This is a genomic window from Rhodococcus sp. NBC_00294, from assembly GCF_036163995.1.
GTDB lineage: Bacteria > Actinomycetota > Actinomycetes > Mycobacteriales > Mycobacteriaceae > Rhodococcoides.
Map to the genome: position 1 here is coordinate 1,764,956 of NZ_CP108043.1, position 13,281 is coordinate 1,778,236.

Annotated in this window: 11 protein-coding genes and 1 pseudogene; 2 read left to right on the forward strand and 10 right to left on the reverse strand. The window is 68.9% G+C overall.

What is annotated here, in order from left to right; translation table 11 throughout:
* Positions 1–204: 204 nt before the first annotated feature.
* From OHB23_RS08275 to OHB23_RS08300, 6 genes and pseudogenes are all read right to left on the reverse strand, one after another.
* Positions 205–923, reverse strand: a pseudogene (locus OHB23_RS08275) (sulfite exporter TauE/SafE family protein).
* 10 nt (positions 924–933) lie between these two features.
* Positions 934–1,965, reverse strand: coding sequence for an ABC transporter ATP-binding protein (locus tag OHB23_RS08280; protein WP_328811266.1), 1,032 nt, complete (start codon positions 1,963–1,965; stop codon positions 934–936).
* A complete protein-coding gene (locus tag OHB23_RS08285; RefSeq protein ID WP_307108320.1) occupies positions 1,937–2,956 on the reverse strand; it encodes an ABC transporter ATP-binding protein in 1,020 nt (339 codons plus the stop codon). The genes OHB23_RS08280 and OHB23_RS08285 overlap by 29 nt, the downstream gene beginning before the upstream one ends.
* Positions 2,953–3,936, reverse strand: a complete 984-nt coding sequence (locus tag OHB23_RS08290) for an ABC transporter permease (protein WP_261769874.1) — start codon at positions 3,934–3,936, stop codon at positions 2,953–2,955. The genes OHB23_RS08285 and OHB23_RS08290 overlap by 4 nt, the downstream gene beginning before the upstream one ends.
* An 11-nt stretch (positions 3,937–3,947) precedes the next feature.
* Entirely contained in the window at positions 3,948–4,874 is a 927-nt protein-coding gene (locus OHB23_RS08295; protein ID WP_027504709.1) for an ABC transporter permease, read from the reverse strand.
* Between the two features lie 72 nt (positions 4,875–4,946).
* Entirely contained in the window at positions 4,947–6,494 is a 1,548-nt protein-coding gene (locus tag OHB23_RS08300) for an ABC transporter substrate-binding protein (protein ID WP_328811267.1), read from the reverse strand.
* A 370-nt stretch (positions 6,495–6,864) separates the two neighbouring features.
* Here OHB23_RS08300 and OHB23_RS08305 point away from each other — a divergent pair, with 370 nt between their 5' ends.
* On the forward strand, positions 6,865–7,884 hold the full coding sequence (locus OHB23_RS08305; RefSeq protein WP_328811268.1) for a 2-hydroxyacid dehydrogenase: 1,020 nt from the start codon (positions 6,865–6,867) through the stop codon (positions 7,882–7,884).
* Positions 7,881–8,267 carry a universal stress protein gene (locus OHB23_RS08310; RefSeq protein ID WP_027504712.1) on the forward strand — a complete coding sequence of 129 codons (387 nt, stop codon included), beginning with the start codon at positions 7,881–7,883 and terminating at the stop codon, positions 8,265–8,267. Before OHB23_RS08305 ends, OHB23_RS08310 begins: the two co-directional genes overlap by 4 nt.
* 31 nt (positions 8,268–8,298) lie before the next feature.
* Here OHB23_RS08310 and OHB23_RS08315 read toward each other — a convergent pair whose 3' ends face one another.
* The 4 genes from OHB23_RS08315 to OHB23_RS08330 all read right to left on the reverse strand — a co-directional run bounded on the left by OHB23_RS08315 (position 8,299) and on the right by OHB23_RS08330 (position 13,116).
* Positions 8,299–9,192, reverse strand: coding sequence for a LysR substrate-binding domain-containing protein (locus OHB23_RS08315; protein WP_027504713.1), 894 nt, complete (start codon positions 9,190–9,192; stop codon positions 8,299–8,301).
* A gap of 33 nt (positions 9,193–9,225) precedes the next feature.
* Positions 9,226–10,488 carry a glucarate dehydratase family protein gene (locus OHB23_RS08320; protein WP_328811269.1) on the reverse strand — a complete coding sequence of 421 codons (1,263 nt, stop codon included), beginning with the start codon at positions 10,486–10,488 and terminating at the stop codon, positions 9,226–9,228.
* Positions 10,485–11,438, reverse strand: a complete 954-nt coding sequence (locus tag OHB23_RS08325; RefSeq protein ID WP_222631604.1) for a 5-dehydro-4-deoxyglucarate dehydratase — start codon at positions 11,436–11,438, stop codon at positions 10,485–10,487. Before OHB23_RS08325 ends, OHB23_RS08320 begins: the two co-directional genes overlap by 4 nt.
* A gap of 79 nt (positions 11,439–11,517) precedes the next feature.
* On the reverse strand, positions 11,518–13,116 hold the full coding sequence (locus OHB23_RS08330; protein ID WP_027504716.1) for an aldehyde dehydrogenase (NADP(+)): 1,599 nt from the start codon (positions 13,114–13,116) through the stop codon (positions 11,518–11,520).
* Between the last annotated feature and the right edge of the window lie 165 nt (positions 13,117–13,281).

The window sequence follows — 13,281 nt, forward strand, 5'->3', positions numbered from 1 at the left end:
CTAGGGCGGGTGATTCATTCCCGTCCAACACCATTTGTGGATGCAGCGATGCAGGGTGAGTATCGGTCGAGTGTGCTGGTGCCGAGTGCGCACATCTGCCATGAAGCGCATACCCCGTCCAGTCGGCTGTAGCGGGTGTGCGCTCATCAGAGGGTGTGTGCGCTCCCGGAAGCGCCAGCGCTGCACCCACCGCAACCGCACACCTCACACCACCGCATCGACCAGCAGCACGAGCGCACCACCCGCCGAGACGACGATGGACACCCATCGCAGCCGACGACGGTCGAGTACGCGGTTCACCCAGCGCGAGGCCACGTACCCGAGCGCGACGACGGGCAGGAGCAGGGCGCCGGTCGCCAGGGAGTGCGCGTCGAGGGAGCCGGTGACCCCCAGCGCGGCGAGCGACATCAGGGAGCCGATCAGGAAGAAGCCGCTCATGGTGCTGCGCAACGCGGCGCCGCTGCTGCCGCTCCAGATCAGCGCCATGGGTGGCCCGCCGATGGAGGTGGCGGTGCCGAGCAGTCCGGACGCGGCGCCCGCGGTCATGAGCGATCCGCGTCGCGGTGTCGGCGACCAGCCCCGATCGCCGTGGCCACGACGCCGAACAGCACCACTGCGCCGAGCATGATGGAGACTCCCCGCTCGGGCAGCACGACGAGCAGCGCGGCGCCGGCGATCACGCCGGGCACCCGTCCCACCAGTGCCCAGCCGGCCCCGCGCACGTCGATGCTCGTGCGCTCCCGCACCACCACCAGCGCGGTGAGCGCGGTGGCGAGCAGGATGATCGTGCCGGGCACCATCCGCGGATCGATGATGGCCAGGACGGGCGCCGCGACCATCCCCATCCCGAAGCCGATCGACGACTGGAGACACGACGCCGTGAAGATCGCGACGCCCACGACCAGCCATTCGAGGCCGGTCACGCGAGCACGGTCATACGGCCACGGCGTCCGATCTCGGGTGGTGGCACTCGGCGATGTGCAGGTTCCCGAGACGCCCGACCGACGGGGGGATGCCCGTGGCGCAGACGTCCGTCGCGTGCGCGCAGCGCGTGCGGAAACGGCAGCCCGACGGCGGGTTCAGAGGCGACGGTACCTCCCCCTCCAGGAGGATGCGCGAACGCCGGGTCGAGGGATCCAGCGTCGGGGCTGCCGACATCAGTGCCTCGGTGTACGGGTGCGTGGGATGGTCGAAGACGTCGTCGGTCGGACCGGTCTCGATGATCCGGCCGAGGTACATCACGGCGACCCGGTCGGCGACGTGGCGCACCACCGACAGGTCGTGCGAGATGAAGACGTAGCTGATGCCGAGCTCCTTCTGCAGATCCGAGAGCAGGTTCAGCACCTGCGCCTGGACCGACAGGTCGAGAGCCGAGACGGGCTCGTCGCACACCACGACACTCGGATCGAGTGCCAGGGCCCGGGCGATGCCGAGACGCTGGCGCTGACCACCTGAGAACTCCTGCGGGTAGCGGTGCTCGTCGCTGGGACGCAGACCGACGAGGTGCAGCAGCTCCCGGACGCGGGCGGCGCGGTCGCGCTTGGTCTTGTACATCGTGCGATGCGTGTGCCACGGCTCCGAGATTATCTCCGCCGCCGACATCCTCGAGTTGAGCGATCCGTACGGGTCCTGGAAGACCATCTGGATCCGACGACGCCACGCGAGCAGTTCCTTGCCCTTCAGGCCGAACGGGTCGACGCCGTCCCACGACACGGTGCCCGTGTCGGGTCGTTCGAGCATCATCAGCGTGCGCGCGAGTGTGGACTTGCCGCAACCGGACTCACCGACGAGGCCGAGGGTCTCGCCGCGTCGCAGCTCGAGGTCGATGCCGTCGAGTGCCCGCAGTTTCTTGTGGCCGCCGCTGCCGGCGGCGACGTCGAACGTCTTGGAGACTCCACGGACCTCGAGCAACGGTGCGGCCTGCGTGGCCGCGGCCTCACTCGCCACTGTCGTCGTAACGGACACCGGACACCTCCTCGGGGAAATGGCATGCGGTCGCACGGCTGGTGCCGGCGACACTGCGGAGCTCGGGGCGCTGCGCGACGCAGACGGCGCGCGCGATGGGGCATCGGGCCTGGTACACGCATCCCGGCGGGATGGAGTGCAGATCCGGCGGGGTGCCGCCGATGGACTTGAGGTGCTCGCCGCGCACGGTGGCGACGGGGACCGAGTCGAGCAGTCCCTTCGTGTAGGGATGCTTCGGGTCGCCGAACACCTCGGCGACGGGTCCCGTTTCGACGACGGTCCCCGCGTACATCACGGCGACGTCGTCGGCTTCCTCGGCGACGAGGGCCAGATCGTGCGTGATGAGGATGACGGCCATGTCGTGCTCGGTGCGCAGGTCGCGCAGCAGGGACATGATCTGCGCCTGCACGGTGACGTCGAGGGCGGTGGTGGGCTCGTCGGCCAGCAGCACCGTCGGACCCAGGGCCACGGCCATGGCGATGAGCAGTCGCTGCCGCATACCGCCGGAGAACTGGTGGGGGTAGGAGTCCGCACGTGACTCGGGCTCGGGGATACCGACGCGTTCCATCAACGAGATCGCCTCGACGCGAGCCGCTTTCGCCGACATGCCGCGGTGGATGCGGAACGGTTCCGCCAACTGCGTGCCGACGGTGTAGACCGGGTTCAGTGCCGTCAGAGCGTCCTGGAAGACGATGGCGAGCTCGGTGGCGGCGATGCGGCGTCGAGTCCTGGAGTTCGCCGTCACCAGATCGGTGTCGCCGAGCATGACGGTGCCGTCGACGATGTCGGCGATCGGCTCGAGCAACCCGACGAGGGCCTGGGCCGTCATGGACTTGCCGCAGCCGGATTCGCCCAGCAGTGCGAGTGTGCGGCCGCGCTTCGCGCTGAACGACACTCCGTCGACGGCACGCACGGTGCCCGACGGGGTGCGGATCTCGACGGTCAGACCGTCGACCTCGAGCGCGGTGCGGGCGAGAGCGGGAGCACTCATCGACGTGCCTTTCTCTTCGAACGCGGGAGGGTGAGGCGCCAGCGCTGCGCCGGGTCGGTGGCGATGCGGGCCCACGCGGCCAGCACGGTCGCGGACACGGTGGTGATGACGATCGCGAGTCCGGGGAAGAACGACAGCCACCAGGCGCTCTGCAGGTAGGTGCGGCCCTGGGACACCATGAGGCCCCAGCTGATGTCGGGTGGCTGGATCCCGATGCCGAGGAAGCTGAGCGACGACTCGGCCAGCATGACGAAGCAGAAGTCGAGCGTGGCGACGGTCAGCAACGTGGGCAGCAGAATCGGCACCACGTGGCGACGGATCACCGCGCCGCTGCCGGCGCCGAACGTGCGGGCCGCGTCGACGAAGACTCGCGATCGGAGTTCCGCGCTCTCGGCGCGGGCCGTGCGGAGGTAGATCGGGATGCGGGTGATGGTCAGGATCAGCACGATGTTCGCGGCGCTGGGGGAGAAGACGTACAGCACGACGACGGCCATCAGCAACGACGGGAAGCTCATGATGACGTCGGCGACGCGCATGGCGGCGGTCTCGCGCCAGCCGCGGTGGTAACCGGCCCACATGCCGATGATCGAGCCGATGATGCCGGACAGGATGACTGCGGGGATCGCGACCGACAGCGTGGTCCGGCTGGCGAGGATCAGGCGGGCGAGCATGCTGCGGCCGAGCGGATCGGTGCCGAGGATGTTCATGACGCCGGTGTCGAGGGAGAACGGTGCCAGGTTGGATCGATCGAGGTCCTGACGGGTGGCGGCGTCGCCGACCAGCATGGGACCGAAGATCGCGGTGAGGAAGACGAGCACCAGGATGCTCGCCGCGATGGTGGCGACGCGGTCCCGCAGCAGCAGACGCCACAGCGGCATGGAGGTCGTGCGCGAGGGCGCCGCGGACGCGGCGTCCGGGGTGGGCGGCAGCACCGGGGGAACCGGAACGCCCGAGCTGTCCTTGCTTGCTTCGAGTGTCATGGGTGTACCTCTCAGACCTTGGCCTTGTCGCGAACCCGTGCGTCGAGCAGCGCGTAGCACGCGTCGATCACGATGTTCAGAACGAAGATGCTCACGGCCGTCAGGAGGACGGCTGCTTGGAGGACGGCGAAGTCGCGCTGCAGGATCGCGTCGATCATCAACTTGCCGATGCCGGGCCACCCGAAGATGGCCTCGACCACGACGGCGCCGTTCACCAGGCCGACGGTGAGGTCGCCGGCGACGGTCAGCGCGGGTGCCGCGGCGTTGCGCAGCGCATGGTGGGTGACGACGCGCAGGTCGCCGGCACCCTTGCTGCGAGCGAGGCGGACGTACGGGGCGGAGAGGGCGGAGACCATCGCGCCGCGGACCACCTGGGTGAGCACGCCGAGCGGACGGATGAGCAGTGTCGCGATGGGGAGCACCCATGCGACGGCGCCCCCGGTGCCGGAGGTCGGCAGGACACCGAGCACCACGGCAAAGATCCAGACGCCGGTGATGGCGAACCAGAAGTCGGGGATGCTCGCGGCCGTCATGGACAGCAGGCTCGAGAACCGGTCGGCGAGAGAGTTGGGACGGTACGCGGCCCAGCAGCCGATGACGATCGAACCGATCACGGCGAGGAGCATCGTGACGAACGCGAGCTGCAGGGTGGCGGGAAAGGCGCGCAACGCCATGGTGGACGCGGCTTCGCCCGTCCGGAGCGACTCACCGAAGTCGAGGTGCAGCACGCCGCCGAAGTAGTCGGCCATCTGTGTCCACACGGACTGGTCGAAGCCGTTCTGGGCGGCGAACGCCTCGCGCTGGGCGGGTGTCGCCGACTCGGGAAGGTAGAGGCTGGTCGGATCACCGGTCAGACGAGCGAGGAAGAAGACGCCGATGAGGACGACCAGGAGTGGGACGAGGCTGGTGTAGACGCGGCGTCGCAGAAAGGCGAACATCTCGGTCACTCCCTTCCGGAGGAGGGGCTGGTCGGCCTCTCGGTCGAGGTGGGCTGCTGGTCGGGGTCGTGATCAGTCGGTCGCATCGGAACTCCGGGTCATCTCGGCCAGTCGCATCTCGTCGACGGTGGCGGAATCGGGGGTGTAGTCGATGCGCGGGTCCTTGGCCAACACACCGTTCATGTGCGCGATGTACGCCATCTGCGTGATCTCCTCGGGTTCACGGGCGAAGAGATCGGCGAACGCGGTCTGTCGCTCCTCGTCGGTCAGCGATTCGGCCTCGTCGATTCCCTCGTCGAAGTCGGTTGTGCCGTAGGAGCTCTGGAAGCCGTCGCTGCGCATGTACTGATCCATCGTGAATGCGGCGTCGCCGGCCTGATTGCCGTGCTGGATCACCAGCAGGTAGGGCCCGACGTTCGGGAACGGCCGTTCCTGGAACTCGGCGGTGGCCGCCGTGTCCTTCATCTCGATCTTCACGTTCAGGCCGATGCCGGCCAGCGCGTTCTGGATGACCTCGACGGTCTCGTTGATCTTCGGGAACTGCCCGGTGCGGCCGATGAGGCGGATCTCGGTGTCGACGGGAACACCGTCGGCGCGAGCCTCGTCGATGAGGGCCGTGCCCTTCTCCATGTCGTACGGCCACGGGGTGAGCTCGTCGTTGTAGCCGACGACGCCGTCCGCGATGAGTTGCGCAGCGGGTGCTCCCATTCCGCGGAACAGAGCCTTGACGATGCCCGCGCGGTTGATGGCGTAGTTGATCGCCTCGCGCACGCGCTGATCGTCGAGTGGCGGTGTGGTGGCCTGCATCCGCAAGGCGGTGGTCTCGTTGTTCGGGAAGGCGACACCGAGGTCGCCGGCTCCGTCCTCGGGGCCGAGGCCGGTCGCGATGTCCGCCTCGCCGTTGGTGACCATGGCGGCGCGGACGCTGCCCTCGGTACGCCACTGGTAGACGGCCCGCGTGAATTCCGGTGCGTCGCCCCAGTAGGTGTCGTTGCGCACCAGGGAAAGTCGCTGGCCGTAGTCCCACGAGTCGACGCGGTACGGGCCGGTACCGATCGGCTCGCGGGTCCGCTCGGTGCTACCGACCTCGCTCTTGACCATCTCGATGAACGAGAGCCGAAGCGGCAGAATCGGATCGGGAGTCGGCGAGGCGACGGTCAACGTCGTCGGATCCACGGCGCGGACGGTGAGGTCGTCGTCGCCGAAGACGTATCCCTCGACGTTGCAGGCCAGATCGGAGTTCACGGCGCGATCGACCGACACGGCGGCGTCCTCGGCGTCGAACGGTGTGCCGTCGCTGAAGGTGACGTCGTCGCGCAGGCGGATCGTCCACTCGGTGTCCGACGTGCGCTCCCACGACGTGGCGAGCTTCGGTTCGAGGTCACCCGTGGTGGGGTCACGCTCGATCATGGGTTCGGTGATGTTGGACCGCGTGACCACGCCGATGGCCGTCAGCGAGACATCGCACGGCTCCAGGGTCGGTGGTTCCTGCGGCAGCACGATCCGGACGGTGTCGGGACTCGCGGCGTCTCCGCTGTCCGAGTTCGCGACGGTGCATCCGGTGAGGAGTGCGGACGCGGCGATCACCGACACCAGGGATGTGGCGCGGGTGGATCTCATGGATTCCTCCAAGCTGAGGGGGCTTCACCGGGTGCGAGGTGTCGGGGCTGACGACGCACGCCGAGTGGAGCCGATGGACCGCCTGTGACGGTAGACACACGGTAGGAGTGGGGGGAGTGACCGTCAACAGGCGATCGGCCGGGAAATCGCAGTTCGGGGCCGATTTCGGGCTCGCCGTGACGGCGTCGAGCGGTCCGCATCACACTGCCGAGGCTCTGACCTGCTGCGTCACGAGAAGACACGATATCAATACCGGAAGAGTATGGATCCATGCTAATTGCGTGTTGGACCGGTATTCGTCGGCCGACATACGATCACCGCAGACGATGGCCGTCGCTCCCGGTGGCCGTCGCACGGTGAAGGAGGCGGCATGACCGACGGTGGAACGCCGAGCTCGAACGGATCGGCATCGAGTCCCGATGAGGCGCAGCGATTTTCGCGCGTTCTCCGGGTCGGCGGACTCAAGCCTTCGCTCATGGAGACACTCGAGGCCGGCGGCGCTCTGGTGCTGCCGGACGACGATCGCGACGATGTGCTCGGCCGGCACGCCGACGAGATCGTCGCCGTCGTGACGTCCGGCCGTGTCGGCGTCAAGGCGGACCTCATGGACCGCCTGCCCGCGCTGCGCGCGATCGTCCACTTCGGAGTCGGGTACGACGGCACCGATGTCGAGGAGGCTCGCCGCCGCGGGATCGGTGTCAGCAACACTCCGGACGTCCTCACCGACGCCGTCGCCGACACCGCCCTCGGGCTGCTCATCGACACCCTCCGCGGCTTCTCCGCCGCCGACCGCTACGTGCGCGCGGGCGAGTGGACCACCAAGCCCATGCCGCCGTTGGCGCGGCAGGTCAGCGGATCTCGGGTCGGCATTCTCGGTCTCGGGCGCATCGGCGGCGCCATCGCGCACCGCCTCGAGGCCTTCGGCTGCACCATCGACTACCACAACCGCAACGTCGTCGAGTCGAGTCCGTACCGGTACCACTCGTCTCCGCGCGAACTCGCTGCGGCAGTAGATGTTCTGGTCGTGGCCGCAGCCGGCGGACCGGAGACGCAGCAGCTCGTCGACAGGGAGACGCTGGACGCACTGGGGCCGGACGGCTTCCTGATCAACGTGGCTCGCGGCAGCGTCGTGGACGAGGACGCCCTCGTCGAGGCGCTGCAGAGCGGACGGTTGGCCGGCGCCGGGCTCGACGTCTTCGCCCACGAACCCGAGGTGCCGGACGCGCTTCGCGCCCTCGACACCGTGGTGCTGCTTCCCCACGTCGGAAGTGCCACGGTGCAGACTCGCGCCGCGATGGAAGCACTCACCCTCGAGAACCTGAACTCGTTCCTCGCCGACGGCACGCTCGTGACGCCGGTCTTCCAGCCCGATCAGAAGGAGACCCGATGAGCGTCGTCGTGGGATACGCGGACACCGTCGAGGATCGCAACGCACTGCCGTTCGCGTTCCGCGAGGCCAAGATGCGCGGTACCGACGTCACCGTCGTGGTCGACGGTGATCGCAGTGCGGTCGACGAGCTGATCATGGCTGCCCGCACCGACTCCGGCGCCGACGGCGTGGCGGCGCGGGTGGCGGAGCCGGTACCCGGCCGCTCGCACGCCGACAACCTCGTCGACATGTCCTACGAGCCGGACGTCGAGCTCCTCGTCATCGGCGTGCGTCGCCGCTCACCCGTCGGAAAGCTGTTGCTCGGCAGCCTGTCTCAGCGTGTCCTGCTCGACGCACACTGCCCGGTCGTGGCCGTCAAGCCGCCGGTCGAGGTCGCGCACTAGTTCGCGGACGCAGCAACCGCCGGCCGTGATCTCACTGCAGTGAGGTCACGGCCTTCACGTCCGTCAGCACACGGTGCAGGGCGGGGTTGGCGGCGTCGTGACGCCACGCGGCGTTCAGTCGCACGGGTTCCTCGGTGCTGGAACGGATCTCGCGGAACACGACACCCTCGGTGTGCATCGTGCGTGCCGAGGCCGGCACCAGTGCGCAGCCCAGGCCGGAGCTCACGAGCATCAACATGGTGTGTACCTGCGTCACGTACTGCACGTATCGAGGCGTGACCCCGGCGACGGTGAAGGTGCTGATGAGCAGCTCGTGGAAGTAGCGGGCATCCACCGGCGAGTACATGATCACGGGTTGATCGTCGAAGTGCGTCACGCTCAGGCGCTCCACGTCGAGGAGTTCGTGCCCCTCGGGAAGCGCAGCGACGAGTGCCTCGCGGTGGATGGGCCGCGTCAGAATTCCCGGTCGCGTGACGGTGGGACGGACCAGACCGAGATCAAGTTCCCCGCTCGCCAGGGCGTCGATCTGAATCGACGACACCATCTCCCGCAGCACCAGTTCGACGTCCGGCAGAGCCGCGCGCACGTCCGAGAGCAGCCGAGGCAGGACGGCGTGCGCGGACGCCGCGGTGAAGCCGATGACGACGGTGCCCAGATCACCGGCGGGGACACGCTTGACGGTCAGTGCGGCGCTCTCGGCCAAGCGGACTATCCGGCGGGCGTCGGGCAGGAACGCCACGCCGGCGGCCGTGAGGGTCACCGAGCGTGACGTCCGGTCGATCAGCTGCACGCCCAGTTCACTCTCGAGCTGCTGGATCTGCCTGCTGAGCGGGGGCTGGGTCATGTGGAGCCGCTCTGCGGCTCGGCCGAAGTGCAGCTCCTCCGCGACGGCGATGAAGCACGTCAGGCGCGAGAGCGAGAACATCGGCTCAAGATAGCCGACCGTGTGAACGGCCGGTCACCATCGCGGCGAGGAGTTGACGAAGTCGGGTTCGAGACTCTGCCGGTAGCCGGTGTCGTCACGGTCCCTGATCCCGCAGTCGAGGTACTGCTGGTGCAGCCTCGCCAGCGCGTCCTCGTCGAGTTCGACGCCCAGCCCCGGTCCCGTGGGTACCGCGACGGCGCCGTTCTCGATGCGCAGAACGCTCGGGACCACGACGTCCTCGGTCTTCCACGGCCAGTGTGTGTCGCAGGCGTACGTGAGATTCGGCGTGGCGCCGGCGAGGTGCACCATCGCGGCGAGCGAGATGCCGAGATGGGAGTTCGAGTGCATCGACAGGCCGAGTCCGAAGGTGTCGCAGATGCCGGCGAGCAGCCGTGAGCGTTGCAGTCCACCCCAGTAGTGGTGATCGGACAGCACGACCCCGACCGAGTCGCGTCGGACCGACGGCTCGAGCTGATCGAACGCCACGACACACATGTTGGTCGCCAGCGGCATGGCGGCCTTGCGGGCCACCTCCGACATTCCGTCCAGGCCCGGTGTGGGGTCCTCGAGATACTCGACGACACCGGTCAGGGCCGACGCGACCTCGAGGGACGTGTCGACGGTCCACGCCGCGTTGGGATCCAGCCGCAGTGGGAGATCGGGAAACGCCTCGCGCAGCGCGTGCATCGCGGCGATCTCCTGCTCGGGTGGGAACACCCCGCCCTTGAGCTTGATCGCGCCGAAGCCGTACCGGTCGATCATCCGTCGGGCCTGCGCGACGATGCCCTCGGGATCGAGCGCGGCACCCCACTCGTCGTCCGCGGAGCCGGGGTGCCCGGCCCACTTGTAGAAGAGATAGGCACTGAACGGTACGGCCGTGCGCACCAGGCCACCGAGAAGATCGGAGACGGGCCGCCCGAGGATCTTGCCCTGGATGTCGAGGCACGCCACCTCGAAGGGCGAGTACACCCGATCGGTGGTGCTGGCCGTCGTGATCATGCCGGCCACCCCGTCACCACCCGTCACCGTCAGGCCGCCCAGGCACTCGTCCACGACGGCGCGCAGCGCGTGGAGTGCGAAGACGTCCACCCCGACCATGGCCTCGGCAGCAGCGTTCAGGCGAACGAGATGCGCGGTGTCGGCGTAGGTCTCGCCCAGACCCACGGCGCCGTCGTCGGTCCGGATCTGCACGATCGCGCGCAGAGCGAACGGCTGATGGACTCCGACGGTGTTGAGCAGCGGCGGGTCGGCGAAGGCGACGGGGGTGACGGTGACGGAGGTGATGCGGCTGCTCACGAGTGCACGGCCTCCTTGGTGACCGAGTCGGCTGCGAGGGAGTCGGCGAGCACGGCGCGGCCGGCTGCGATGATCGCGGTGAGGGCCTCCACGTCCGCGGGGGCCGCGTCGATCAGCGGTGCCCGAACGGGGCCGGCGGCAACACCTTCGAGGGTGACGCCCGCCTTGATCAGGGAGACGGCGTAGCCGGGTACCGAGTCGCGCAGACGCACGAGTGGGTGGAAGAACTCGCGCAGCAGGGCGTCGGTGAGCGTGACGTCGTCGTTCTCGAGCGAGGTGTAGAACGCCAGGGCCAGCTCCGGGGCGAAGGCGAACGTGGCCGACGAGTAGAGCGTGACGCCGATGGCGCGGTAGGCCTGCTGCGAGACCTCGGCCGTGGGCAGTCCGTTGAAGAACTGGAACGCCTTGCCGGTGGGCGCCAGGGAGTCCTCGACCGCGCGCACGATACGCGAGACGCGATCCAGATCGCCTGTGCCGTCCTTGAATCCGACGACGGTGGGGAAGTGGGCGACCTCGACGGCCGACGCCTCGTCGTAGCGCGCGTTGCCGCGGTTGTAGACGATCACCGGCAGGTCGGTGACGGAGGTGACCTCGCGGGTGTACTCGACCAGGCCGGCCTGCGGCATGGTCACCAGGTAGGGCGGGAGCAGCAGGATGCCGTCGGCACCGTTGTCACGAGCGGATCGGGCGAAGATCTTCGCCTGGGCCACCGAACCACCCGCGCCCGCGTAGACCGGGACGCGGCCGGCGACGGTACGCACCGCGGTGGCGACGATCTCGCCGAACTCGACGGCCTCGAGAGCGTGGAACTCACCGGTGCCGCAGGCGATGAAGACACCGCCGGGGCCCGCGTCGACACCCTTCGCGATGTGCTCGGCGAGAAGTGCGTGGTCCACCTCGCCGGAGTCGGTGAAGGGGGTGACAGGGAAGAAGAGGACGCCGTCGAGCATGAGATCTCCTGGTGTACGAGGGTGTGGTGCGGGAAGGCCGGAGGCCGGCCGGTGTGGTGCAGGAAGGTGAGTGGCGGGGTCAGTCGCGGGAGAGTTGGCCGTCGACACGCCGCCAGATGCCGTCGGGGTTGCCGTCGGCGATGGCGCTGGGGAGCAACGCGGCGGGAACGTCCTGGTACGCGACAGGGCGCAGGAACCGCTCGATGGCGAGCGAGCCGACCGAAGTCGAGCGTGAGTCGGACGTCGCCGGGTAAGGGCCGCCGTGGACCATCGCGTGGCCCACCTCGACGCCCGTGGGCCACCCGTCGAAGAGGATGCGTCCGGCCTTCAGCTCGAGGACGCGGAGCAGGCGTCCGGCGTCGGCGTGATCGGCGGCGTCGGCGTGGATCGTCGCGGTGAGCTGACCTTCGAGAGCGCGGGCCACGGCGGCGACCTGCTCGGCCGAGGTGCAGCGGACGACGAGCGCGGATGCGCCGAACACTTCGGCCTGCAACACGTCTCGGTCGAGGAACGTCGCGGCGTCGGTGCTGAAGAGTGCCGCGCGGCCGGCGTTGGGTGCGTCGGTGACGGTGCCGCGGGCGACCTCGTCTGCGGCGGCGCTCAGCGCGTCGACACCCTTGCCGTAGCTGTCGGCGATGTTCGGCGTCAGCATGGTGGTCGGGGTGCTGGCCGCGACGGCGTCCGCAGCGGCCGCGACGAAGGCGTCGAGTTCCGGTCCGTCCTGCGCGATGACGAGGCCGGGATTGGTGCAGAACTGTCCGGAGCCGAGCGTCAGGGAGGCGACGAAGGCGCGGCCCAGATCTGCGGCCCGCGTCTCGAGGGCGTGCGGGAACAGGAACACCGGGTTGATGGAGCTCATCTCGGCGTACACCGGGATCGGTTCCGGTCGACCGGCTGCGGCGCGTACCAGAGCGGTGCCGCCGGAACGGGATCCGGTGAAGCCGACGGCCTTGACGCGCGGGTCGGTGACCAGAGCGGTGCCGATGGTGCGGCCGTCGCCGTAGACGAGCGAGAACACTCCTGCCGGCATGCCGGTCGACGCGGCGGCCTCGGTGATCGCGCGGCCGACGTACTCGGACGTACCCGGGTGGGCGTCGTGGGCCTTGACGATGACGGGGCATCCGGCGGCGAGTGCCGATGCGGTGTCGCCGCCGCCGACGGAGAAGGCGAGCGGGAAGTTGCTGGCGCCGAACACGACCACCGGTCCGAGTGAGACCGTGCGCTGGCGGATGTCGGCGCGGGGAAGGGGTGCGCGATCCGGCTGTGCGGGGTCGATGCGGGCACCGTTCCAGCTGCCCTCGCGGAGCACCGAGGCGAACAGGCGGAGCTGTCCGCTGGTGCGGCCGACCTCACCGGTGATCCGACCGACGGGCAGGCCGGACTCGGCCACCGCGCGCTCGATGAGCGTCTCGCCCAGCGCCTCGATGTTGTCGGCGATGGCGTCGAGGAAGTCGGCGCGCGCCTCGGACGTGGTGGAGCGGTAGGCGTCGAAGGCCTCGTCCGCCGCCGCGCAGGCCGCGTCGACGTCGGCCATCGTGCCGTGCCGGTAGGCGGGCTCGAGATCCGCGCCGGTGGACGGATCGATGCCGTGGACGGTCGTGCCGGTGCCGGGGACGGTGGACCCGGCGATGATCAGCTCCCCGGTCAGAGGAGCGGTCGTCGTCACCGTTGCAGTCATCAGTGCATCAGCCCTTCTCGCAGTGCGTGGTTGTACACACGACGCTAAGGCGCCGTGTCATACAAGTCCAAGTCAAAATTGCACTGCAGCGATGCACTGTCGGTATCGACAGGGGTGACGCCTCGGTTCCCGCGGGCGTTGTGTGTTCCCGTGGTGGTTGCAGCG

Bases quoted from the DNA above. Each gene is read 5' to 3' on its own strand.
- OHB23_RS08285 (WP_307108320.1), bottom strand. From the start codon at position 2,956: ATGAGTGCTCCCGCTCTCGCCCGCACCGCGCTCGAGGTCGACGGTCTG.
- OHB23_RS08290 (WP_261769874.1), bottom strand. From the start codon at position 3,936: ATGACACTCGAAGCAAGCAAGGACAGCTCGGGCGTTCCGGTTCCCCCG.
- OHB23_RS08295 (WP_027504709.1), bottom strand. From the start codon at position 4,874: ATGTTCGCCTTTCTGCGACGCCGCGTCTACACCAGCCTCGTCCCACTC.
- OHB23_RS08300 (WP_328811267.1), bottom strand. From the start codon at position 6,494: ATGAGATCCACCCGCGCCACATCCCTGGTGTCGGTGATCGCCGCGTCC.
- OHB23_RS08305 (WP_328811268.1), top strand. From the start codon at position 6,865: ATGACCGACGGTGGAACGCCGAGCTCGAACGGATCGGCATCGAGTCCC.
- OHB23_RS08310 (WP_027504712.1), top strand. From the start codon at position 7,881: ATGAGCGTCGTCGTGGGATACGCGGACACCGTCGAGGATCGCAACGCA.
- OHB23_RS08315 (WP_027504713.1), bottom strand. From the start codon at position 9,192: ATGTTCTCGCTCTCGCGCCTGACGTGCTTCATCGCCGTCGCGGAGGAG.
- OHB23_RS08325 (WP_222631604.1), bottom strand. From the start codon at position 11,438: ATGCTCGACGGCGTCCTCTTCTTCCCTGTCACCCCCTTCACCGACTCC.
- OHB23_RS08330 (WP_027504716.1), bottom strand. From the start codon at position 13,116: ATGACTGCAACGGTGACGACGACCGCTCCTCTGACCGGGGAGCTGATC.